Here is a 22,824-nt window from a genome sequence, read left to right as displayed (position 1 = left end):
TATAGTGATGAGTTAAGGAGTATGTTTAATGACAGATAAGCCCGCATCTTACGAGCAGTTCACCCTGCCAATCGTACAGGAAATGTTCGAGTTAGTGTTAGATGAGCGAACAAATTGGACGGCTAACATAGAACCCGTGGAACCCAGCCCTCGATTACTTCAAGACTTGGAGGATAATGTACTGCTCGCCTTAGCCACCAATACTGAAAAAGCGAGGTCAGAACTGATTATCACTCCCATCCTTAACGAGTTGCGTCGGAGAAAGAATGTGGTCGTATTTTCGGGTAAAACATTCAATGTCAACGAAGAACTGGGTTTAAAGGGACGCTGCGATTTTATTATCACTGCATCCGATGAATTCTATTACATCAAGGCTCCAGTTTTAACGATTGTCGAAGCCAAGAATGAGAGTATTGTTTCCGGTTTAGGGCAATGCCTTGCCACAATGATTGCTGTCCAGATATTCAACTCAAGTGACGTAGTATATGGTGCAGTGACAACAGGCGATCGTTGGAAATTCTTGCAGATCAATGGCAAAACTGTCAGTATTTCTCCAGTTGAGTATAACTTGGACAATTTGGGCAAAATCTTGGCAGTGTTGGAGGCAGCAACGTGACATTTGAAGAAAAAAACATAATTTTCGGAACACCTCTATAGGGCTCCCCCTGCTTCCAGACGTTCCACCGGAACGTCTCTACATGGCTTCCCCCGCTTTTCAGTAGGGGTAGGGCGGGTTTTGCCGTAAGGCTAGCGGTGTCGCATCCAACGTTTATCCCTAAACCCGCCCCTACATTACGGCTATATACTCTAACCAACCGCAAATTCAGTAAACTTACGTTTATAGGGAGCATGAAAAGCTAAAACAATATCTGGCTTGGGAACGCCAGCTTCGACTAATTCATTAGCCACTCCGATTTCTGTTCCATCGCGCTCAATCCAAATCTTTCCATCCTTAATTTCTACATAGATAATACAACCAAAGACGCGACTCAACCCTTCCCAACCGATATGCAAGACTTGGTAGCGATCGCTCTCAGCAAGATGCCCGACAACTCCTACGAAGTCGGGCATCTGTCGGTGTACCTGACTAACTACCAAAAGCGCTGTAAATTTCTCACTCGACGCTAATCGACGCTAAAATAAACGTAACCGTTAGCAATTACAGTTAGAGCGTGCCAGATGTCAATTAGTCCCACCGTTTCTATTCCTCCCCTAGAAAATGGCGATCGCCTCACTCGCATCGAATTTGAGCGTCGCTATCAGCTAATGCCAGACAACAAAAAAGCCGAATTAATTGAAGGAGTAGTTTACGTGGCGTCACCTGTTCGCGCTAACCGTCACGGTAGACCCCATAGTGAAATTATCGGTTTGTTATTGGTTTACAGAATACAAACACCGGGGGTTTATCTTACTGATAATACTACAGTCCGTCTGGATGCCGATAATGAACCTCAACCTGATGCCTTACTACGAATTGAACCGGAAGTCGGAGGAAATTCTCGGATTACTGCGGATGATTATATTGAAGGCGCACCGGAGTTAATTGTAGAAGTAGCGGCTTCCAGTGCCTCTTATGATTTAAATGATAAACTGAATGCCTATCGTCGCAATGGTGTACAAGAGTATATTGTCTGGCAAAGTTATGAAAATCGTATTGATTGGTTTCGCTTAGAAGAAGGAAGATATGTTTCCTTAGAACCTGATGAAGCAGGGATTGTTCGCTCTAATGTTTTTCCGGGATTATGGTTAGCGGTGAATGCGTTACGTGAGGGGAATTTAGCTGAAGTTTTGGCAGTGTTGCAGCAGGGAATACAGACAGCAGAACATCAGGAGTATGTCCAGCGTTTAAATCCGCAAGCATAGCGATTCTGTCGTGAAATACCCCGTAAAAAAGCCGTGAACACCGATCCAGCCACCCCCACCCACTTTTTACAATAAAGTCAGTTAAACAAATTCTCTACATTAACCCCTAACGATGCAACCCAATAATCCCAATCTGTTTACCGAAAAAGCCTGGGAAGCCCTCGCCCATACCCCAGATGTGGTTAAAGCCGCCCAGCAACAACAAATTGAAAGCGAACATTTGATGAAAGCGCTGCTGGAACAAGAGGGGCTGGCGATCAGCATTCTCAATAAAGCCCAAATCCCCGTGCAGCGAATCCGGGAAGCCACAGATGCCTTTATCCAGCGTCAACCCAAGGTTTCTGGGAGTAGTTCCTCTATTTATATGGGGCGTAGCCTGGATACCTTATTAGATCGGGCTGATGGCTACCGCAAAGAATTTAACGATGACTACATCTCCGTCGAGCATCTGATGTTAGCTTATGTGAAAGATGATCGCTTTGGCAAAAGCCTATTTCAGGAATTTAAACTAGACGAACAAACGCTGAGAACTACGATTACCCAAATTCGGGGGAACCAAACTGTGACTGATCAAAACCCAGAAGGCAAATACGAAGCCCTAGACAAATATGGACGGGATTTAACCGAAGCCGCTAGAGAAGGCAAACTTGACCCGGTGATTGGGCGAGATGATGAGATTCGCCGCACGGTACAAATTCTCTCCCGTCGCACCAAAAATAACCCAGTTCTGATTGGGGAACCTGGAGTGGGTAAAACCGCGATCGCAGAAGGATTGGCACAGCGGATTGTCGCTGGCGATGTCCCCCAATCCCTGAAGGATCGGAAATTAATCGCCCTGGATATGGGGGCGTTAATCGCCGGGGCGAAGTTCCGAGGGGAATTTGAGGAACGATTGAAAGCGGTTCTTAAAGAAGTTACCGACTCCAAAGGACAAATCATCATGTTTATTGATGAAATCCATACCGTTGTCGGTGCAGGGGCGACACAAGGATCGATGGATGCGGGGAATTTACTTAAACCCATGCTAGCTAGAGGCGAGTTACGCTGTATTGGTGCGACAACCTTAGATGAGTATCGCAAATATTTGGAAAAAGATGCGGCATTAGAACGGCGTTTTCAACAAGTCTTCGTCGATCAACCCAGTGTCGTGGATACCATCTCCATCCTCAGAGGGTTAAAAGAACGCTACGAAGTTCACCACGGCGTTAAAATCTCCGATAGCGCCTTAGTCGCCGCCGCCACCCTCTCCACCCGGTATATTAGCGATCGCTTCCTCCCCGATAAAGCTATTGATTTAGTCGATGAATCCGCCGCCCGACTGAAAATGGAGATTACCTCCAAACCAGAAGAACTCGATGAAATCGATCGCAAAATCCTGCAACTGGAAATGGAGAAGCTGTCCCTGCAAAAAGACAGTGATCCCGCCTCCATGGAACGGTTAGAGCGTCTGGAACAAGAACTCGCTAATCTAAAAGAAGCACAACGCACTTTAAACGCTCAATGGCAATCGGAAAAAGACGTTCTGGATCGGATTCAAGGGATTAAAGAAGAAATTGATCGCGTCAATATAGAAATCAGCCAAGCCGAACGGGAATATAATCTGAATCGGGCGGCTGAACTCAAATACGGGAAACTCGCTGAGTTACAGCGATCCTTACAAGCCTCTGAACAACAGCTAAATGACACCCAAACCAGTGGTAAGTCTCTGTTGCGGGAAGAAGTCACTGAGTCCGATATTGCTGAAATTATCTCCAAGTGGACGGGAATTCCGATCAGCAAGTTGGTAGAATCCGAGAAAGAGAAACTCCTACAACTCGAAGACGAACTGCATCAACGAGTCGTCGGACAAGAAGAAGCCGTTACCGCTGTCGCCGATGCGATTCAGCGATCGCGTGCAGGATTAGCTGACCCCAATCGTCCCACCGCTAGCTTCATTTTCCTCGGTCCCACGGGTGTGGGGAAAACTGAATTGGCAAAAGCCCTCGCCGCCTATCTCTTCGACACCGAAGACGCCTTGGTGCGAATTGATATGTCGGAATACATGGAAAAACACGCCGTTTCTCGCCTCATTGGTGCACCTCCCGGCTATATTGGTTATGAAGAAGGGGGACAGTTAACCGAATCGATTCGGCGACGCCCCTATGCGGTGATTCTCTTCGACGAAATCGAGAAGGCGCATAATGATGTGTTCAATATCATGCTGCAAATCCTCGATGATGGTCGGGTTACTGATGCTCAAGGGCATACGGTAGACTTCAAGAATACTGTGATTATCATGACCAGTAATATTGGATCACAGTACATTCTCGACTTAGCTGGCGATGATACCCACTATGACGAAATGCGGGGACGAGTCATGGAGGCGATGCGGACGAGCTTCCGTCCAGAGTTCTTAAACCGGATTGATGAAGTAATTATCTTCCACGCCCTGCAAAAACATCAGTTACGCCATATCGTGTCCCTACAAACCCAGCTACTGGAGAAACGGTTAGCCGAACGGCAAATGGCGCTGAAGCTATCGGAAGCCGCGATCGATTACTTAGCTGAAGTTGGGTATGATCCAGTCTTTGGCGCTCGTCCCTTGAAGCGGGCGATTCAGCGGGAATTAGAAACCCAATTGGCTAAAGCTATGCTGCGGGGTGAGTTTAGTGATGGCGATACCATATTTGTGGATGTGGAGAACGAACGGCTGACATTCAAGCGCTTACCCGCAGAGTTGTTAACCACTCAATCCGGTTAAGCACCATTGTAGAGACGCGCCATGGCGCGTCTCTACATAAATTAGGTGTCCTAACAGCCATGGCGGTTGCTATAAGACTTGTAAAAACCCTCAATCCCTGGCTGTTGCCTCTTTATACCGGAATCCGATCAAAATAACATCGCCGTCGCAACGCCTGTCGTAGTAGCACCTGATACTTTTGCTCCTCTATCGTACCAGCGCCAAAGCGAGCCAAGTGAGGATTCATCATTTGTACATCAAACAACAAAAAGCCGCGCGATCGCAACCGCTCGACTAATGTGACTAACGCCACCTTCGAGCCTTCGGGAATCCGATAAAACATGGATTCGCCAATAAACGCGCCGCCAATCACAATCCCTAAAATCCCACCCGCTAGTTCATTTCCTTGCCACGTTTCAAAGCTATACGCCCAACCTTCCTGATAAAGTAACCAATAAATTTCCTGGAGTTCTGGAGAAATCCAGGTGCTTTCCCGATTGGCACAACCTGCCACAACTCCTTTAAAGTCTCGGTTAATTGCCGTGCTAAACCGCTTCTGATTGAGAACCCGTTGTAGAGATTTAGGATAGCGAAACCGCTCATCTAAGGGAATGATTGCTCGCTGGCGACTAGAGTACCACCCTAGTGATCCGGTTTCATCCGCCATCAAAAAATAGCCTTGAGCATATCCTTGAATTATTGTCGGAATATTTAACTCCATAGCACTAGAACTCGGTTGAGAGTCCCTATTCTCGAATCGCTAAACACTATTTTAAAATTTTCCTGATCAGACATAATTTCGCTATGCTTAAAAGTGACATCTCCCTGATTAAATCAAAGATTAATTTCTCAATTATGCTGCTCACACGACCTCAACTTTTGAGGTTGACAAATTTTAAACAGTATGTATTGTAGACAGCTAACGTTTGACATTTTATGGCTGAACCCATTCCCCCAGTTACCCTTCCCCCTGCTGAAAATGCCCAGCAGGAAGGAAAATGGTTGCGAGACGCTTTGGTGTATTGGCTGGATCATGAATTTCTACCAGAACCAGCCAATCAGGACATTGCCGATCGCGCCTCCCAAATCTTTGTCCGCCAACGCTTAGAAGGCGAAAACGATGTCGGTTCTTTGGTCATTGCCATTGTCACCGAAATGCAGGCTTTCGACTTCCGAGAAAGCTTCTATAGTGAATTCGCGATCGCCAACGCGGTTAGCGATTTGCTCCTCGACAGTCTGGGTATTGACCGTTGCTGTGGGAATTAGTCATCAGTCATTGGTCGTTTGTCCTTTGTCTTTCCTTAAGAACGATTGACCAATGACCCAAATCTACCAACTCGACTTGACTACTCCTGGTAGTAATCCTTTATGCGCCCATTCCCGCAGCACATGGCGAGATAGACCAAAATCCCGATAGTAGCCTCGGGGACGCCCGGTTACCCAACAGCGATTCCGTACCCGATTCGGCGCACTACTGCGGGGTAACTGTTGGATCTTCCGGTGAATCTCTAGTTTTTCAGCCGGAGAGGACGCATTATCAAACTGTTCTTTCAGTGCTGCTCGCTTAGCCGCATACTTCTCAACCAGCTTCTTGCGCTTTTTCTCGCGCTCAATCATTCCTTTTTTAGCCATGAGTCTTTGGCGTTTCCCTAAATAAAGACACTGTTTCCTATCTTATCTTTGTCATTCGTCCTTTGTCATTCGTCCTTTGTCATTCGTCCTTTGTCATTCGTCATTTATTGATTAGGAAATCACTCCCCCTGCTCCCAGACGTAGCATGCTACGTCTCTACATTGCTCCCCATCATCCCTCAATCCTAGCACTGGGACATAAATCAGCCAGTAAGCAAGCGTCGCACTTCGGCTTCTTCGCCTGACAAATTGCCCGACCATGATAAATTAAGCGAATTGACCAGTTTTCCCAGTCTTCCATAGGCAACAGTCGCATTAAATCACGTTCGATACGAATGGGGTCACTATGTTCCGTCAAACCCAGACGCTGAGTCAAGCGCTTGACATGAGTATCCACCGTCACTCCCTCGTGGATATCAAAGGCATTGGCTAGCACAACATTGGCAGTTTTGCGAGCTACACCGGGTAACTTGATCAGCAGTTCAATACGTCTCGGAATCTGACCGCCAAACTCGGCGACGATCATCCGACAAGCCCCTTGAATATTTTTCGCCTTATTGCGATAGAATCCAGTTGGACGCACCAAGGCTTCTAGCACCTCAATATCCGCCTGCGCGATCGCTCTAGCATTAGGAAATTGGCGAAACAACTCCGGTGTCACCTGATTCACTCGTTCATCCGTACATTGTGCCGAGAGAATCGTCGCCACCAGTAACTGTACAGGAGTGTCATAGTTGAGCGTACAGTGAGCATCTGGATAAAGTCGCTTCAGGCGAATCAAAATCTCCAATGCCCGTTGCTGTTTAGCAGACCATTTACGGGTGATGCTCATGCAAAATTTAGACGTAGCTATCTCTCTAAACTTAAAACTTAGTCAGGGCGGGTTTAGTTACATCTGGGTGAGGTAAAAAACGATAGTAGTTAAACCCGCCCCTACACACTCAAAACTCAAAACTATTTCATTGGAACAAATTTTGTACCCAACTTGAGGGAACCAAATTTGCCGTATCCCGCACAATCAAGAAAAGTCCTAACCCTAAAAGTAAAACCAATCCCGTTTGCATGATATTTTGCTGAACTTCTGTAGGGATAGGTTTTCCGCGAATTCCCTCGATCGCTAAAAATGCCAGTTGACCCCCATCCAGTGCGGGTAAGGGCAAGATATTAATAATCGCCAAATTGATGCTAATCAACGCCGCAAACTGAAACAGATTTCCCGCATCAGAACGGGCAATATTCGCGCCAATTGCCACAATCGCTACCGGACCGGATACTTGTTCAGCCGTTTCACCAAAATTGCTAATCAGTTGACCAAAACCCTTGGCAATTTCCGTACTCAGGCGCTGATATTCGTCAGCCGCAATCGTAAACATCTCGACAAGTCCATCAGCGTAATTGCGGACTATTTCACCATTGGGTGCCAGTTGTACGCCAATTCTACCTTTGCCATCGTCTCCGGGTTCTGGCGTCACGTCCAGGGACAAGGTTTGTTCACCCCGCTTAATCGACAGTTCTAGGGGTTGGTTGGGAGAGTTTTGAATTTCGGTCATTAGGGTAAGGATCGCATTCCGACTGGCGCCCAAGGGTTGATCCTCAACCGCTAAGATAACATCACCGGGTTTAATCCCGGCTTCTTTCGCGACTAAGCTACTTTCTGCGGCAATTTCTGGAACCTGTACTCCCGGCTGGTAATTGAAGTCAGTAATTCCCACTGTTCCCACCTGCACCACCAGTAGAAAGTAAGCAAAAATCAGGTTGGCAATTACCCCAGCACTAATTACAATCGCTCGGTCTAAAACAGGTCGATTGCGAAGTAAATTTGGGTCATCTGGAGGGATATCGCTATCGGGGTCATCATCGGGGAAACCCACAAATCCGCCCAAGGGGAAAGCGCGGATCGCATATTCCGTATCAGGTCCTTGGTATTTCCACAGCACTGGACCAAAACCCAGGGAAAAGCGATTTGCATAAATGCCCTGCAAACGAGCTGCCATAAAGTGACCCAGCTCATGCACCACAATCAAAACCGCCAAGACTGCGATCGCCGCCAAAATTGACATAAGAAGTAATATAACGATTGCTTGCGTCCTTTCTATTGTACGTTGTAGCTGTGAATACTTGGTCAGACACAGTGGGTTTCGAGCATTTGCCAGTAAGCGTAATCGAAATCGATGGGAGTCAGGAGTTCCGCAACTGTCACAGGCGATCGCACTGATAATTTTACGTAGGGTGGGCAAGAGCTATAAACCTTGAAAACCTTATATTAGGCTTTGTTTTCTTGCCCACCACAGGGCAACTGAGGATGAATGGCACGCTTCTGCTAGACTGGTGGGCAATGCCCACCCTACGATATATCAAAGGTTTCGGTGATTCCCTAATGCCAAGCCAGAGAGTGCCATTCAACTTAGAATGAATGTTACAACACCTCACGTCCCATATAGGAATGTAGAACCTCTGGTATTTTTACTGTACCGTTAGGTTGCTGATAATTCTCTAAAATTGCCGATAGGGTGCGCCCAACGGCTAATCCAGAGCCATTCAAGGTATGGACAAACTGAGTTCCTTTTTTGCCCGCTTCCTTAAAGCGTAGACTACCGCGTCGCGCTTGGAAATCACCGCAATTGGAACAACTCGAAATTTCACGGTATTTTCCAGAAGAAGGAAGCCACACTTCTAAGTCATAGCATTTTGTGGCAGAGAATCCTAGATCCCCCGTACAGAGTTCAATAACACGGTAAGGAAGTTTTAACGCCTCTAAAATGGCAGCAGCATTTTCTACCAGTTTTTCATGTTCAGCTTCCGAGGTACTCGGATGAACAATTTTAACCAGTTCAACTTTATTAAACTGGTGCAGTCGAATCAGTCCTTTAGTATCTCGCCCGTAGCTACCAGCTTCTCGGCGAAAGCAGGGTGTATAGGCGCAGTGATAAATAGGGAGTTGGGAGGCGTCTAGAATTTCGTCACGGTAAAGATTAGTTAAGGGGACTTCCGCTGTGGGCGAAAGCCATAGATCATCGCTATCACACTTGAAGCTTTCTTCGGCAAATTTGGGCAGTTGACCCGTCGCCGTTAATGAGCGGCTGTTAATCAGTATCGGTGGGATCACTTCCACATAGCCTGCGGCAATTTGTCGATCTAGCATAAAACTAATCAACGCCCGCTCTAAGGCAGCACCGACACCGATTAGACTGACAAAACGGCTTTGTGCCACTTTCACAGCCCGCTCAAAATTGAGAATACCGAGGGTTTCGCCAATTTCCCAATGGGGTAAAATCTTGTCATTCTGGGGAATATACTCGTCACCCCAACGGCGCACCTCGACATTTTCCGCTTCACTCTGACCAACGGGAGTTGAGGGACTGGGTAGATTGGGTAGGGAGAGTAATAGCGCCTCAATTTCTGCTTTAAGTTCTTTTTCTTGAGGTTCTAGTTCACTAATTTGGGTTTTAACCTGATTACCTTCCTCTCGCAGTTGTTGGGTTTCTGGCGCGTCAGGGGGACTCCCGGCTTTAATTTTTTGACCGATGAGTTTACCAATCTCATTACTACGGGCTTGCAGGCGACTACGGGATGTCTCTAGTTCCCGTTGGCGCTGATTCAAGTCCAAAATGGGCTGGAGGTCATACTGACCCGCCCCGCGTTTTTCTAGGCGTTTTTGGACGCTTTGTGGATTTTCTCGGATTTGCTTTAGGTCAAGCACAGATTTTTATGGATACTGGGCAAAAAGGACAAATGACGAAGAACGAATGACGAATGACGAATCACCGATTAATGCGATTGAACAGCCAAATGGCAATGGCGATACCCGCAAAATGAGCCGTAATTGTGTTGATATTCGCCTGTACCAAGAATAAGTCTAAGGGTCGCACGAATCGGTTGGCGTCATACACTGTCAAGCCAGAGGGTTGGGAAATCGAGCGGATCACAATGCTGCCGATGATGGCTTGGGCACCCACAATCGTCAATAACATGCCCGCCATATTGACGATTAATCCTAGCCTAATGGTTTTAAGGGTATCGGCTTTGCTGGGTCGTGTTTCGGTATTGCCAACGAGTAACTGTTGGGAAATGCGAGTATAGCGCCATGCGATGTAGACACCCACACCTAACGTGACTAACCCACAAATAGCTAAAAATATGCCAAACCCAACACCTTGTTTCTCGTCTGTCGGTCCAATGGTACGACCCGCGATTCCGGTGAGCAAGATCCCCAGCGACACAACTCCGAGGACTAATTGTATCCACAAAGCAATTCTGCCAAAGGTACGCAGCACCAAGGCGATGCGCTGGAGGGGGGTGGGTAGTGAGGACGTATCGGGCAATTCTCGCATTGGGACTCGAATCCGTGAGTGACACCTATTTCATATTTAACCAGGAGAACTAGAAAACTGTTGTTTGTGCAAGCCAAACGCTAACTCCGACGAATCTTTGCCACTCATTATAAATTTTCATAATTTATCATTTATGTTTGATAATCTTTAGCTTATTCCTCAGTGAACTTTTAATGGGGATTGTGCGTCTGTTAGGTCAGGTATAAAGCCAAAGCCAAGCTTTAGCCCTACGGTGGGAACCTGATCGTCACGTTAGCTCATGGAGGAAGCGTATGGAACCGAATTGGAAACAACGTTTATCCTACGCTATCTATGCCATCGCTTTAGTCTGGAGTTTGTCGTTGTACAAAAATCAGGTCAGCACGAATCCCCTATCTGCAGCTCAACAACACTGGCAGGCGATCGCAACAGCTAATCCTGATCTGTTAATCTATGGCTACAGTGATCATGCCGTTCTTAAGCGCTCCTACAATGTACCTGATGTGAATGAGACCTATCAGGGGTTCTCCATCTACTCAGCTTGGCAGGACTTTTTCCGCCAGTATGATATCAAAGACTTTCAGGTACTGGAGCAACAACGACGCGATCGCACGGTTAAAGCTCAAATTCAGATCACCGCCAAATCTGATCAGGGACTGATGGTGGTTTGGTCAATGTCTTACCAGGCTGACTTCGATCAAACAGGTAAGATTATTAAAGAAGTTTGGCAGACGAATCCAGAACTGGGTGTTTAACTAACGTTTTCCAGACCCCTCCGGAAATAGGGTAGCATCTCCAAGTCGTGACCAATAGACGGTCTGAAACCCCCTTAGGGAAAACGTTAAGGAATTGAAAACAAAATATTGCGGACTATTGCTCAATAAGCTAGTAGAAATTATTAATACTAGCAATGCGATCACGCACTCAGGTTGCACACTAAGGGGACGATTTTCCCTGGATCTGGACTTGGAAGCCTCGATGTTTTTGGAAAAATACTCCATGACTTAGCTAAAATTGATGGAGATTATTCAGTGCTGTTGCATCTGCCGTAACCAAACTAACGAGTGCATTAGACGACCTCAATACTTTGAGGTTATAAAGTACCAGAGGAATGAGCAAGCCGAGATTGCTCATTGCTGATCGATACATTGCACCGAACTTTTTCAGGGTGTTGAAACCATGGTTAGTTTTAGGAAAACTATCCCATGCAAATCTGACTTACTGGGATATTCAGCGGACTATGCAGATGAAATTTGAGGATATCTATCAGTTTTTTCAAGACCCTCCTCCCAACTATCTCAACAAGGAATTAGCCGTATGTTATGTGTTGTCTGTCCTCATAGAAGGGGAATCCTATGGCACTCACTTGATCCAACAACTCGAACACGAATACCCAACCTATCGACTGTCTGATACAGTTCTTTACAGTGCCCTCAAGTTTCTGGAAGAAGCTGGGGCAATTACTGGGTATTGGAAAAAAGTGGAAGGACGAGGACGCCCCCGTCGTATGTATCAGATCTCTAGCGATTGGCGGGATAAAGCCCGCGAACTAGCAGGGTTTTGGCGTAGGTATATTACTCAGGAGAAACAAGCAATATAGCACATTTCGGCAGAATTACACCATCAGTGACCACCCAAACCAACTCAAGTCCGGTGCAAACACGGGTTTGTCGGGAAAACTGATGGTCTGCTTCTGCCGTCATGGATTGGGTTTCTGGCGTTTAGGAGTTATCATTGTCAATGACAGAGATAGCTGTTGAGCATTTTACGGCTCAACTGTTGAATCATGTAATTTCAGGGGGCGGACTATGCAGATGACATTTGAGGATACCTATCAGTTTGTTCAAGACCCTCCTCCCAACTATCTCAACAAGGAATTAGCTGTATGCTATGTGTTGTCTGTCCTCATAGAAGGGGAATCCTATGGCACTCACTTGATCCAACAACTCGAACACGAATACCCAACCTATCGCCTGTCTGATACAGTTCTGTACAGTGTTCTCAAGTTTCTAGAAGAAGCTGGGGCAATTACGGGGTATTGGAAAAAAGTGGAAGGACGAGGACGCCCCCGGCGTATGTATCAGATCTCTGGTGATTGGCGAGATAAAGCTCGCGAACTAGCAGGGTTTTGGCGTAGGTATATCACTCAAGAGAAACAAGCAATATAGCACATTTCGGCAGAATTACGCCATCAGTGACCACCAAAACCAACTCATGTTCGGTGCAAACACGGGTTTGTAGGAAAAACTGATGGTCTGCTTCTGCCGTCGTGGATTGGGTTTTTGGCGTTTAGGAGTTATCATTGTCAACGACAGAGATAGCTGTTGGGTATTTTATGGCTCAACGGTTAAATCATCATTGGTTCGCTTTAGTAAGACTGCGGCAAAAATAAAGTACCAGGAAGGGAAGCTGTATTAATTTCAGCTACACCGGATAGGTACAGGATTAAGCCGCTAGTTTTTAAGGTGGTTAGCTAAGACTATCTGTTGTTGGTCAATATCTGTGAGTACACCCATTCTGTCTTCCACATTCCTGCTAACTCTGTTGTTAGCAGTAGGTTTGTTCTTTTTCATCCGTGCTTCGGTTAAAGACCGAACTCAAAAAGTTCAACTCATTGCCCAAGAACCTGAATCTTCTCTGCTAGAACGATTGCAGAACTATTTTGATCAAAGGGCATACCGGGTAGCTGCTGTTGACCCAGCTACGGGTCAAGTGACATTTCAGGGTTTTGTCCGACCCAGTTGGTTTCTAGCTATCTTTTTAACGGCACTTGCTGCCTGCGGTATTCTTTGTCTATCATTAGTTCTCTCTGTACTCTACCCAGACCTATCCCAGGTTTTCCTTGGGTTAGTTTTTCTGGCTCCTGTGGCTGGCATTTTTTACTGGAAAGGTGCGGGACGCGATGAACAGGTGTTCCTAAAAGTTGAACCTTTGCCGAATCCACAAACGGATATGCAAAGCTTAGTTACTGTTATCGCCCATCGCGATGAACTTGCCCAACTCCAACAAGCCTTGAAACTTCAACCCTCTTCGGAGGCGGGGGATTAAGGGAAGCTGGGGGAGTTATCAGTGATCAGTGATCAGTGATCAGTTATCAGGAGCAGGGGGAGCAGGGGGAGAAATTTTCTATAGCTTATTACTCTTTGTCTATTCCCTGTTGACTGTTAACTGTTAACTGTTCACTTCAATCGTCCTGACTTGAGGATGCTGACAATTAACCACAACCCTAAAAAACTGGCAACACCGAACAGGATATTACTTATTAGCGAAAGCTGACTCGTTCGCGCTCCTGTCGAGATAATCGCTGCGCCCATAATCAAAGAACCCACCAAAATACTAAATGAAAGCCGATTGGCTGAATCATCAAGACTGCGGCGCAGAGGGTCAATATCTCGAATTGTAATATTCCACTTTAAAGTTTCTGACGTTATTCGGTCAAGCAGTAACTCCATCTGGCGGGGAGATTGAAGCGAGAGACTTTTAATATCCAGAGCGGTTCTGAGAAAGGTTTGCAAGGGATTTGAACCCAAAAGCTGACGCCGAAATAAATCGGTCATCAGGGGTTTGATTTCGTCGAGGAGATTCACCTCTGGATTAAAAGTACGAGCCACCCCTTCTAGGTTGGCGAGACACTTGGAGTATAATCCCATATTGCTGGGTAAGCGGACTCGGTTATTTCGGGCAAGTTCCAAGATTTCATAAAAGATCTCACTGAAGTTGATTTGTGAGATGCTGAGGTTGTAGTATTTTCTCAACATGCGATCGTAGTCATTTTCCAACCGCGATAAGATAATAGGTTGACCTGACTCAGACAGTTGCAGGGTTAACTGGGCGCAGCGTTGAGCATCTAAATCCACGATCGCGAGTAACATTTCGGTTAAAATCTGTTGAGTGCGTGGGTCTAAACGCCCAACCATTCCGCAGTCCAAAAGCGCCACGCGACCATCCTGGAGGTAGAATAAGTTGCCCGGATGAGGATCAGCATGGAAAAAACCATCCACATAGAGTTGCTGAAAAAAAGCACGAAATAACAGCGTAGTAATTGCTTTGCGCTGTTCCTTCTCAGTTTTGCTATCCGCGCCATTTTGCTCTACCGGAAACTGGGCTTCGAGAATGGGTTTACCCTCTAACCATTCCATCACCATCAGTTTCTCCGTCGTCAATTCCCAATAAATAGCGGGAACCATGATTTGCGTTGGGTCAAACCAGCGACTTCTGGAAAGATTGCGCCGTAATTGGTCAGTATAGCTGGCTTCTTTGGTAAAATCGAGTTCGGCTTCCAGGGCGTTGGCAAACTCCTCCGCCAAAGCCACCACATCATAGTCTTGTCCAAAATCGGTGCGCGAGACTAAATCGGCTAAACTTTTAATTATCGCGATATCCTGAGGAACAACCTTATCAATTCCTGGACGCTGAACTTTCAGCGCTACCTCCTGACCATTTTTTAAGGTAGCTCGATGGGTTTGGGCAATAGAACCAGCAGCAACGGCTCTGGGATCAATTTTGGCAAAGGTTTCTTCTAAGGGTTGTCGTAGTTGTTTTCGCAGCAACACTTCAACCTCACTCCACGCCACAGGGGGTACTCTAGCTTGGAGTTCCGAGAGAGCATTAATGTAATCGGCGGGTAACAAATCGGGACGAGTACTCAGCAACTGTCCCAGCTTCACATAAACCGGTCCCAATTCTGTTAGCACGTTACGCAGCACCTCTGGGGGAGGCAATTGTGGTTTGTCAGCCTTGCTACCCGTCAGCAGTCTTCGCATGTACTCCCAACCATTGCGGAAGACGACTTCTAGAATCTCGCGTTGTCGTGAGCTGTTTTGAGTTAAGGAGAACATAGTTTATACCGATAGGCTTGGAACAGAGGTTAGTCTAGGAGTCAGGTCAGTGGTACTCTAATCCCTCAACTGAAGGATACTGTATTTAATATAAGAAATAATTTAATCATTGCAGGAGTTTCGCTATCTGGCAATCCGTCTACTGGATTAAGTTGGGAATAGTAGGTTGGGTAGAGTGTAAGCGTTACCCAACAAAATCTTTTATGAGTTGGGTTTTTTTCTCAGATTTCAAAAGAAGGTATGCGGTTTTAGTCCATGAGTCATAAATGCTTGATTGATGCGCTGTAGTGTTGAACGAGCTGTTTTGCTCATTACTTTTCCAGCTTAGTCCTTTTAAGTGCAATTCAATATCTGAGTCTTCATCAGTCATTGACGCCCACCGATTCATGCTTGAATGCAGCCATTGATAAGATTTACCTGCAACTGTCAAAGTAGATAGCAGCATTCGTGTTAACTTACGTTGTGCTAAGACTCCACCAACATTTCGCATTGAACCGCCTAGGGTATCTCCTCGTATGAGCAGAAATCGAAAGACTAATTCTTCAATGAACTTTGCGCCTGCTGGCTCAAGAAAATTTTCAATTAATCCCCGAATCGCTGCTATTTTATCGTGAATATCTAGATATCTCGCTGCTTTATCCGAAACACCTGCTGCTGTTAATAGGGCTGGTTGTATGTCCTCAAGATCAACCAATTCCATAGGGGTTTTGATTCTAGATGCAGCCGCTTTTAAAACTCTTGCTTGCTCAACAAACGGTGTAGCACGTCTATTCTTCTCTAAAGCTAAAGCGACAAAACCGGCTCTTACTGCTGCATAAGGAGTCACTAAATCATTACTGGCATTCAAATGCTGATAATAGGGCTTATCCGTTGTCATCAGCGTTTTCTCCACACATAAATACATTTCCGCAACGGTTCTCGCCCATGAGCGCCCATTTGTTGACTACTATTACCTTTACCATTGGGTAACACGAGGATAGTTTCCACAAAAAAGCCCAATTTTTCGGCTAAGTCTGAAAGAATAAGATCTACGGAAATACTCGCTCCAGCATAACGAACATTATCATTTACCATGATCAAGGGAGCATTGGATTGCAACACTCGCGCACATTCAGCGATTGTACAAGCCATTTCATAGAAGTAACCGCGAACCATACGCGGAATTCCTTTGTTATTTAAAATCCCTTGGGCTTTCTGGTTATCTAAATAGTTCAGGATAGCTTGTAATAATTCCTGTTGATCCGCCGCCGCGATCGCGGATTTCCAGTGAGGGTTTATCTGAAGTAAATCTTTGGGGCGATTTTCCACAGTACAACTTAGCATTTGTTGCCTTAAGTTGACTAATTCTTGCTGATTGATTCCCAACAATGCTAATTCTAAGGCATAGGTTCTGGTATAATCATAGCGATTACAATAGGGCGGTGATGTGACAATGGCATGGTAGGAACTATCCGGTAAGGTTGGCATTAAATCTAGACACGAACCCTTATCAAGCTTAATCTCACCTCGTTTCTGTTCTACCGAAAAAAGTTCAAGCTGTTCATGTTGAGGCTGCAAGTCAGCCACAATTTGATCAAGTTTACTGCAAATTGCTTCAGCAAAACTGAGAATTTTTCCTTTATTAAAAACCTTCTTTCCGGCTTTTCGGTTTGAGCGATAATCCCAGCGCAAATATTGACCATCCTTGCGCGTGTAACTCACGGATTCTAAAATACAAAGTAAGGCAAAGCGTAAAATAGCCTGAACTCGTTTATTCTCACCTTGCCATGCGCTCATGTATTGTTCAATCGCGTTTCGAGTTGCTTCGGGATAAGCTCCTTTAGTAATTCGTAGTTCGGGAAGAGAACAAATATTCTTAACGTTTTCCCAAGGTCGTGTCGTTGACCAATGGGTTAAAATAGCGATATCATCAGTGGTAATTTCTGAGGCTAATAGTTTCCGAATTGTAATGATTTCCTGACCAATCGGCAGTAATTCAATGCCTTGGGCATTGATGCCTATTTCACTCGCGACAAATAGGGCTGTACCACTCCCAGCGAATGGATCTAATATTGTACTGTTAGTAATCCCATAACGCTGCAATAGATAGTCCACTAAAGCAGCAGAAAACGCTTCTTTATATTTGTACCAACGATATATGGCGCGAGTTTTATTGGCTTGATAACTAACCAATGAACGATTAAGCTGATCATCGACAATTAACTTGCCATCGAAGTGTTTTAATAATTTAGAGTCTAGGTGTTCAATTTCACCTAAGCTGGGTTGAACTGATACCATTTGCACTATGTACGGGTAAGCAAATTTTCATGTATAGAATTACGGGGATACTTTAGGACATCAGTTGCTCCCCTCTCCCCCGCATGGGAGAGGGGCTGGGGGTGAGGGGTTTAGTTGACACCAATGACAGACGTGCGCCCGATTCAATCGCCAAATCTAATCTACAATTTTAGCTATACCACGTCAGTAATTAATCTAGCTGACTAATTCTTTTGGTCTCACTTCAGCAGAAAGCTTGGCTTTTTCGGCTAAATACTCCGCTAATTGTGCTTCAATATTATCCCGAACAATTTGACGGTACTCCAGAAAATGTTCTAGATGAGCGCAATTGACGATATAACGCTCAAAAATGCGGGGATTTTTCCGTAAAATTGAGAATAATTGACGCCAAAATTGGAACCGAGTGTAACGCTTGACTCCCTGTCGCCACATAATAATTAATAGCGCCCGCAGAGTTGTCCAATCTGGTATCTTGAATTTACGTTTGTGCGGCGTGGGTTGCATCTGGAGGAAATGGCGATGCACACGCCCCAAATAGCGGTGAGGTTCATACAGTTCCCAGAAACAACTGACATATTCGCGAGCCAGTTCTTCGACAGGACGAGTGGGGATAAAATTAATTAGGGTTCCTTGGTGAATATTGGCTTCCTTATCTTCTTCTAACAGACGCTCCTCTCGCTTAAGTCGATGCCATAACGCCGTATTGGGTAACGCCTGCAGCATACTTACCATGGCTTGAGGAATCGCTGTGGCTTCTACAAACTCGATGATGCGATCGCCTGCTCCGGGTTTTTCCCCATCAAAGCCAATAATAAAGCCTGCCATCACCCGCAGTCCAGTCTTATTTATCGTTTGTACGGCTTCCATCAGGGAGTTGCGAGTATTCTGGAATTTTTGAGTCAGGGATAAACTCTCCGTATCCGGTGTTTCAATTCCCAAAAACACACCCGTAAAGTTAGCCGCTATCATCAGATTCAGCAATTCCTGATCCTGTGCCAAATCGACGGAAGCTTCTGTGCTTAAGCGGAACGGATAGCCGCGTTCCGCCATCCAGGGACCCATTTCTCGCAGTAATAGCTTGACGTTCCGCTTATTGCCAATAAAATTATCATCCACTAGGAAAATCGAACGCCGCCACCCCAAGTCATAGAGTCGTTGTAATTCGGCGAGTAGTTGTTCTGGGCTTTTCGTGCGCGGCTTGCGCCCATACAGGACAATAATGTCACAAAACTCACACTGAAACGGACAGCCTCTAGAAAACTGTACCGACATATCACTGTAGTCACTTAAATTCAGTAAGTCATAGCGAGGAATCGGGGTATTGGTGACATCCGGCTTTTCTCCATCAGAACGGAGTACACCAGAGGTTTCTCCTCGTTCTAGCGCTTCGACAAATTTGGGTAAGGTAATTTCTCCCTCATCCAAAATTAGAAAATCGACCCCCGCTTGTAATGCTGTCTCGGGTACAGAGGTAAAATAGGGACCTCCGGCTGCAACTGTCTTCCCGCGCTGCTTGGCTTCCCGAATGATGTGCAGCAAATCAGGTTTCTGCACAATCATCCCGGAGACAATGACTAAATCTGCCCAATCCCAATCGGCTTGAGTTTCTAACCTTGCATTCCGGTCTACCAAACGAAATTCCCACGTCTGAGGCAAGATCGCTGCCACTGTAATCATACCCAAGGGTGGCAGAGTTACCTTGCGTCCAACCAGTTCGATGGCTTTGTCAAAAGACCAGAAGGATTTGGGAAACTGGGGATAGAGGAGTAAAACGCGCATTGTAGTTTAGGTAGTGGGCAATGGGAATCAGGGAATTCTCCGGTTTAGGGTCTTCCACTTCCCAATTCCCCATAGTATACGCCTTGATGGGCGATCGCGATTCTTCCGGTGGGGGTAAAGTTGGTTTTCCCCCAATCCATTCTTTCATTGCATCTCCTCCAAAAATGTCTCAACTTGACCATCCGGATTCAGGACAACCCGAATTGTGGGATTCTTGTCTCCTTGAATGGGTGAAACAAAGGGTTTACCTACTAACGGAATACCAGTTTTTTCAATGTGAACTTGTGAGGCTTGTCCCAGAGGAATAATCCGTTCAATGGAACCATCTGGCGCAATAAATAGCTGATACTCTAGCACTTTTGTCAAGTCCTCTGGCGGTTGCCATCGCTGTTGCAGATAGTTTCTCGCCTGTGCGACTTGGGGAATCGTATCAAAGAGTCTACCTGTGGCTGCATCATTATTACCCAACGTGTTTGGCTCTGTATCTGTTGAGGGAGAAGGACGACGGGTGATAACGGGCAGACGATTTGTCGATTCTGGGCGTTCAGGTGTAGCCGGAGTGACATCGAGAGGAGGAAATATGGGTAGAGGTGGGGGTGTTGTTTGCGCTTGAGGACGAGATGAACCTTGGGTAGTGCTAGGAGGCGGCGCTGGAGGGCGACTAGGCTGGGTAGGGAGTGAAGTTGACGGAGAGGCTGGTGTACTTGGCGCAGGTTGAGCCGGAGGGCGCTGGGGTGGAGGCGTGATGGCAATCTCTCGACGTTGGGGTGCTGGTGCTGGTGATGAACTCCGAGTCGATGGTGCTGGGGGTTTAACGGGTTTGGGGGGAGGTACTGTGGGCGCGTTGGCTAACGAGGGTGGTACCGTTGGCGTCGGAATTGGCGAAGGTGGCGAAGGTAAGGGGGATGGTGTTGGTGTGGGCAGTTCTTGAGCCAGGTTGGAGGGAACTTCTTCGGCTGAATCTGAGGCTGAACTGAGGCTTGCGGTTTCCTGAGTTAATTGGGATTGATTGAACCATCTCACACCCGCCGTCGTTACTCCTACGGCTAACACAACGGCGGCGGCGGCTTTTGTCCACAGGGGTAAAACTTTGGCTTTACCAGCGCGATTCAGATTGGGTAAGGCTAAAATTTCTGCGGCATAATCATCTAAAGCGGTGGCTAAGTCGAACAGTTGGAGGACACTTAAGTAAACAACTGATCCAGAGTCTTCGTTTGCGAGTTGACCCAGAATTAATTCATGGGTGACTAACCCTTTGGGTTGTAGCGTAATACCTAATGGAATTGCCCACTGTTTTAAAGGTTGTAATTTTGTGGATGGTAGCTTCGACTCTTGATTGTCTTGGGGTTGATCAGAGGTAACTAATGAAATAGGAGAGGCGGGTTCTGGGATATTAGATTCAAATTCACTTGGATTATCAGGTTGTACAGAAGAGGTTAGATTAGTCCAGGATAAGGGTTGGGGAGAGGTGTTGAGGAAGTTTTGGACGTAGTGACTTACTGCCTCATATAAGACATCCAGTTCTGTGCGATCGCCTTTTATCGTCACTAGCTTTTCGTCAGGCTGTCGCGGATCATCAAAATGTAATTCAAACCGTAAGTCTTTAACAACAGACTTCCCCACCCAACGCGACAGGGGTGACGTTTTTGCCACGATTTCCAGAGTGCAGGTGGGTGGCGTATAGCGGCGTAGAACTGAGCTAGATAAGGGCATAGTAATTGGTCATTTGTCAAATAATTCTTGCCATTAAAGAAAGGGCGGGTTTTGCAGCCAAGCTAAGGAGAGCGATAAATATTAGTCCCTAAACCCGCCCCTACGCAGACGCTGAACCCAATAAGGCTAACCAGAGACGCCGATGACCATGAGAATCACTGTAGAAGAGTAAATCAATGAGTAATTTGAATGCCAGTTGATTGAGTACATCCATGGATACCTCGTCTCCTTGCTCCATCCGTTCCTGATAGGTGTTAACAAATGTATCCAGATAATCTCCTAACAAAGCAGTACGATGGGGCTCACTATTTTGTTCGGTCATTTGTTCTAATAGGGTTACAGCCCGACGGATGAGTTCCTGATGCTGTTTAGCTAAATGGCAAATAATCAAAACCAGCGATCGCGCTTCTTCCACATCCAATTTTTTGCGCCCCCCGGAACTTTTACGCTGGGGGTTAGACTGACGCAGACGCCATAACCCGACGCGATCGGACACCACTGACTCTAAATTTAAGTCAGCCGCCGCTTGTAGCATGGCTTCCGAACCAATACCCGCCAAGGCTTCCAGCGCCATCAAGATTAAATCCAACTGGGTTTTAATGTTATCCAGTTGTAGAGAGTCTGGCACTTGCGCCAGGGGCAAATCCTGCCAAGCGTGAGACGAGGTTGGCGTCTTTAGGGTAGAGCGCATAACGTTAGAGTAAGAAATTTAATCAGGCGGGTGGATGTAGTTACCAATAGAGAAACACGACCTTTAAAGTTTACATCAACTTTTTGGCGACCAACTCAAACCAGGACAGTGCTAGAGAACTATCTGTTCCCTTCCCTCGTCTCAATGTCCCGCTTTAGATGGGTAGCAAAATATGCTATTGTTCGTCAACAAGCTGTAAAACTTTGTTATATAAGTGTGCGTCAACCCAAAACCCAGCTTGGTTTATGAGAGCATCCAGTAAAGGTTTCACGGTAGAGATGAGTCCTTGTTGTTTGGCTTCAACTAAGATACCCAAAATTCCTGTATAGTTAAGATTTAATCAAGCAGCCACCAGGCGACCACGACGTTCATCAATTAATACTTGATCGGCTCTAAGTTCCAGTGCTAAAGCAATTGCTTCAGCCTCTCCAATATCTAGTTCATTACTGAGTGCTTCAACTACTATACGGTCATTGATTGAAGCTGTTTTAATCCAGTCAAAGGATTGTACTTCAGTTGCACCTGCTACCGGAAAATTGGGGTCAGTCAGTTCTCGATAGACAGCTCCGGGAATAAGGACTATCTCATAAAGTTGTTGTAGCAGATGTAATTGATTGATCGCGGCGAGATTATTGATCGGTGATGTATCGCTAACAATAATCAAAGTCTGCCCATCTCCCGTAAGTTATGGATATCTTGTTCAAAATCCTCTGCACTGTAATGCACTGGGATTTGCCGACTAGCGAGAAGGTGTTGAAAGGCAATGCGATGCATCCCAGCAAATCGACTGGCTTGGGCAAGGGTGAACTTTTCCTTCTGAAACAGCATGATCGCGATTTCTTGCCTCATTTCAGCTTCAGTCATTCGGGTTGCTGTCAGTATTTCGTCAGTGATGATAATGCTCATAGCTCTAGTCCTCTCTAATTGCAAATTATCGTAGCGTTTCTTAATGTCATGCTAATTCCCAAAATTAACTGTGTTACACCTTATTTATGGCTTAGTA

The 22,824-nt window shown here is 46.0% G+C and carries 22 protein-coding genes and 2 pseudogenes; 8 read left to right on the top strand and 16 right to left on the bottom strand.

All coding sequences use genetic code 11. The annotated features are described in order from the left end of the window. The first annotated feature begins 28 nt into the window (after positions 1 to 28). Positions 29 to 616, top strand: a complete 588-nt coding sequence (locus MC7420_RS15720; protein ID WP_044207484.1) for a hypothetical protein — start codon at positions 29 to 31, stop codon at positions 614 to 616. Positions 617 to 807: 191 nt separating this feature from the next. Here the strand turns inward: MC7420_RS15720 and MC7420_RS15715 are convergent, their stop codons facing one another. Further along, positions 808 to 1,071: a XisI protein gene (locus tag MC7420_RS15715; RefSeq protein WP_006101346.1), complete on the bottom strand. Its 264-nt coding sequence runs from the start codon at positions 1,069 to 1,071 to the stop codon at positions 808 to 810. A gap of 108 nt (positions 1,072 to 1,179) precedes the next feature. Between MC7420_RS15715 and MC7420_RS15710 the strand changes: the two genes are divergently transcribed. After that, positions 1,180 to 1,863 (top strand): Uma2 family endonuclease, encoded by a 684-nt coding sequence (locus MC7420_RS15710; protein ID WP_006101402.1) that lies wholly within the window; start codon positions 1,180 to 1,182, stop codon positions 1,861 to 1,863. Between the two features lie 112 nt (positions 1,864 to 1,975). Continuing rightward, positions 1,976 to 4,603: an ATP-dependent chaperone ClpB gene (gene clpB / locus MC7420_RS15705; RefSeq protein ID WP_006101434.1), complete on the top strand. Its 2,628-nt coding sequence runs from the start codon at positions 1,976 to 1,978 to the stop codon at positions 4,601 to 4,603. 112 nt (positions 4,604 to 4,715) lie between these two features. Here clpB and aat read toward each other — a convergent pair whose 3' ends face one another. Further along, positions 4,716 to 5,303: a leucyl/phenylalanyl-tRNA--protein transferase gene (gene aat / locus MC7420_RS15700; RefSeq protein WP_006101361.1), complete on the bottom strand. Its 588-nt coding sequence runs from the start codon at positions 5,301 to 5,303 to the stop codon at positions 4,716 to 4,718. A gap of 215 nt (positions 5,304 to 5,518) precedes the next feature. Here aat and MC7420_RS15695 point away from each other — a divergent pair, with 215 nt between their 5' ends. Further along, the gene (locus MC7420_RS15695) at positions 5,519 to 5,848 is read left to right on the top strand and encodes a hypothetical protein (RefSeq protein WP_006101347.1); all 330 of its coding nucleotides are present in this window, start codon (positions 5,519 to 5,521) and stop codon (positions 5,846 to 5,848) included. Between the two features lie 63 nt (positions 5,849 to 5,911). On the opposite strand, the gene rpsN is transcribed toward MC7420_RS15695, so the two are convergent. The 5 genes from rpsN to MC7420_RS15670 all read right to left on the bottom strand — a co-directional run bounded on the left by rpsN (position 5,912) and on the right by MC7420_RS15670 (position 10,544). Then, complete coding sequence (gene rpsN / locus MC7420_RS15690) at positions 5,912 to 6,214, bottom strand: 30S ribosomal protein S14 (protein WP_006101458.1); 303 nt, start codon at positions 6,212 to 6,214, stop codon at positions 5,912 to 5,914. A gap of 171 nt (positions 6,215 to 6,385) precedes the next feature. Next, on the bottom strand, positions 6,386 to 7,045 hold the full coding sequence (gene nth, locus MC7420_RS15685) for an endonuclease III (RefSeq protein WP_006101512.1): 660 nt from the start codon (positions 7,043 to 7,045) through the stop codon (positions 6,386 to 6,388). Between the two features lie 127 nt (positions 7,046 to 7,172). Beyond that, positions 7,173 to 8,273 carry an RIP metalloprotease RseP gene (gene rseP, locus MC7420_RS15680; RefSeq protein ID WP_006101404.1) on the bottom strand — a complete coding sequence of 367 codons (1,101 nt, stop codon included), beginning with the start codon at positions 8,271 to 8,273 and terminating at the stop codon, positions 7,173 to 7,175. A gap of 356 nt (positions 8,274 to 8,629) precedes the next feature. Then, on the bottom strand, positions 8,630 to 9,913 hold the full coding sequence (gene serS, locus MC7420_RS15675) for a serine--tRNA ligase (protein ID WP_006101575.1): 1,284 nt from the start codon (positions 9,911 to 9,913) through the stop codon (positions 8,630 to 8,632). Positions 9,914 to 9,974: 61 nt separating this feature from the next. Then, positions 9,975 to 10,544, bottom strand: coding sequence for a DUF3611 family protein (locus tag MC7420_RS15670; RefSeq protein ID WP_006101463.1), 570 nt, complete (start codon positions 10,542 to 10,544; stop codon positions 9,975 to 9,977). A 272-nt stretch (positions 10,545 to 10,816) separates the two neighbouring features. On the opposite strand from MC7420_RS15670, the gene MC7420_RS15665 reads away from it, so the two are divergent. From MC7420_RS15665 to MC7420_RS15650, 4 genes are all read left to right on the top strand, one after another. Next, the gene (locus MC7420_RS15665; RefSeq protein WP_006101567.1) at positions 10,817 to 11,278 is read left to right on the top strand and encodes a hypothetical protein; all 462 of its coding nucleotides are present in this window, start codon (positions 10,817 to 10,819) and stop codon (positions 11,276 to 11,278) included. A 491-nt stretch (positions 11,279 to 11,769) separates the two neighbouring features. Next, entirely contained in the window at positions 11,770 to 12,123 is a 354-nt protein-coding gene (locus MC7420_RS15660; RefSeq protein WP_044207592.1) for a PadR family transcriptional regulator, read from the top strand. Between the two features lie 214 nt (positions 12,124 to 12,337). After that, a complete protein-coding gene (locus tag MC7420_RS15655) occupies positions 12,338 to 12,691 on the top strand; it encodes a PadR family transcriptional regulator (protein WP_044207482.1) in 354 nt (117 codons plus the stop codon). Positions 12,692 to 13,025: 334 nt separating this feature from the next. Then, the gene (locus tag MC7420_RS15650; protein ID WP_006101467.1) at positions 13,026 to 13,571 is read left to right on the top strand and encodes a cofactor assembly of complex C subunit B; all 546 of its coding nucleotides are present in this window, start codon (positions 13,026 to 13,028) and stop codon (positions 13,569 to 13,571) included. A gap of 131 nt (positions 13,572 to 13,702) precedes the next feature. Here MC7420_RS15650 and MC7420_RS15645 read toward each other — a convergent pair whose 3' ends face one another. From MC7420_RS15645 to MC7420_RS15610, 9 genes and pseudogenes are all read right to left on the bottom strand, one after another. Further along, a complete protein-coding gene (locus tag MC7420_RS15645) occupies positions 13,703 to 15,361 on the bottom strand; it encodes an ABC1 kinase family protein (RefSeq protein ID WP_006101422.1) in 1,659 nt (552 codons plus the stop codon). Between the two features lie 310 nt (positions 15,362 to 15,671). Continuing rightward, a pseudogene (locus MC7420_RS15640) lies at positions 15,672 to 16,238 on the bottom strand (AvaI/BsoBI family type II restriction endonuclease); the annotation flags it as partial. After that, a complete protein-coding gene (locus MC7420_RS15635) occupies positions 16,238 to 17,638 on the bottom strand; it encodes a DNA methyltransferase (protein ID WP_006101338.1) in 1,401 nt (466 codons plus the stop codon). The pseudogene MC7420_RS15640 and the gene MC7420_RS15635, both read right to left, overlap by 1 nt. A gap of 195 nt (positions 17,639 to 17,833) precedes the next feature. Continuing rightward, positions 17,834 to 19,417 (bottom strand): B12-binding domain-containing radical SAM protein, encoded by a 1,584-nt coding sequence (locus MC7420_RS15630; protein WP_044207481.1) that lies wholly within the window; start codon positions 19,415 to 19,417, stop codon positions 17,834 to 17,836. Next, positions 19,365 to 19,565 (bottom strand): hypothetical protein, encoded by a 201-nt coding sequence (locus MC7420_RS39820; RefSeq protein WP_157453185.1) that lies wholly within the window; start codon positions 19,563 to 19,565, stop codon positions 19,365 to 19,367. The genes MC7420_RS15630 and MC7420_RS39820 overlap by 53 nt, the downstream gene beginning before the upstream one ends. Further along, the gene (locus MC7420_RS15625) at positions 19,562 to 21,130 is read right to left on the bottom strand and encodes a DUF4335 domain-containing protein (RefSeq protein WP_006101421.1); all 1,569 of its coding nucleotides are present in this window, start codon (positions 21,128 to 21,130) and stop codon (positions 19,562 to 19,564) included. Before MC7420_RS15625 ends, MC7420_RS39820 begins: the two co-directional genes overlap by 4 nt. Before the next feature lie 100 nt (positions 21,131 to 21,230). Next, positions 21,231 to 21,821, bottom strand: a complete 591-nt coding sequence (locus MC7420_RS15620; protein WP_006101323.1) for a DUF3038 domain-containing protein — start codon at positions 21,819 to 21,821, stop codon at positions 21,231 to 21,233. Between the two features lie 175 nt (positions 21,822 to 21,996). Beyond that, positions 21,997 to 22,485, bottom strand: a pseudogene (locus tag MC7420_RS15615) (DUF3368 domain-containing protein). Further along, on the bottom strand, positions 22,482 to 22,727 hold the full coding sequence (locus tag MC7420_RS15610; protein ID WP_044207478.1) for a UPF0175 family protein: 246 nt from the start codon (positions 22,725 to 22,727) through the stop codon (positions 22,482 to 22,484). Before MC7420_RS15610 ends, MC7420_RS15615 begins: the two are co-directional and overlap by 4 nt. Positions 22,728 to 22,824: the final 97 nt, after the last annotated feature.

The sequence above is a fragment of the Coleofasciculus chthonoplastes PCC 7420 genome (genome assembly GCF_000155555.1).
Classification (GTDB): domain Bacteria; phylum Cyanobacteriota; class Cyanobacteriia; order Cyanobacteriales; family Coleofasciculaceae; genus Coleofasciculus; species Coleofasciculus chthonoplastes_A.
This window is presented reverse-complemented; position numbering and strand designations above follow the sequence as displayed.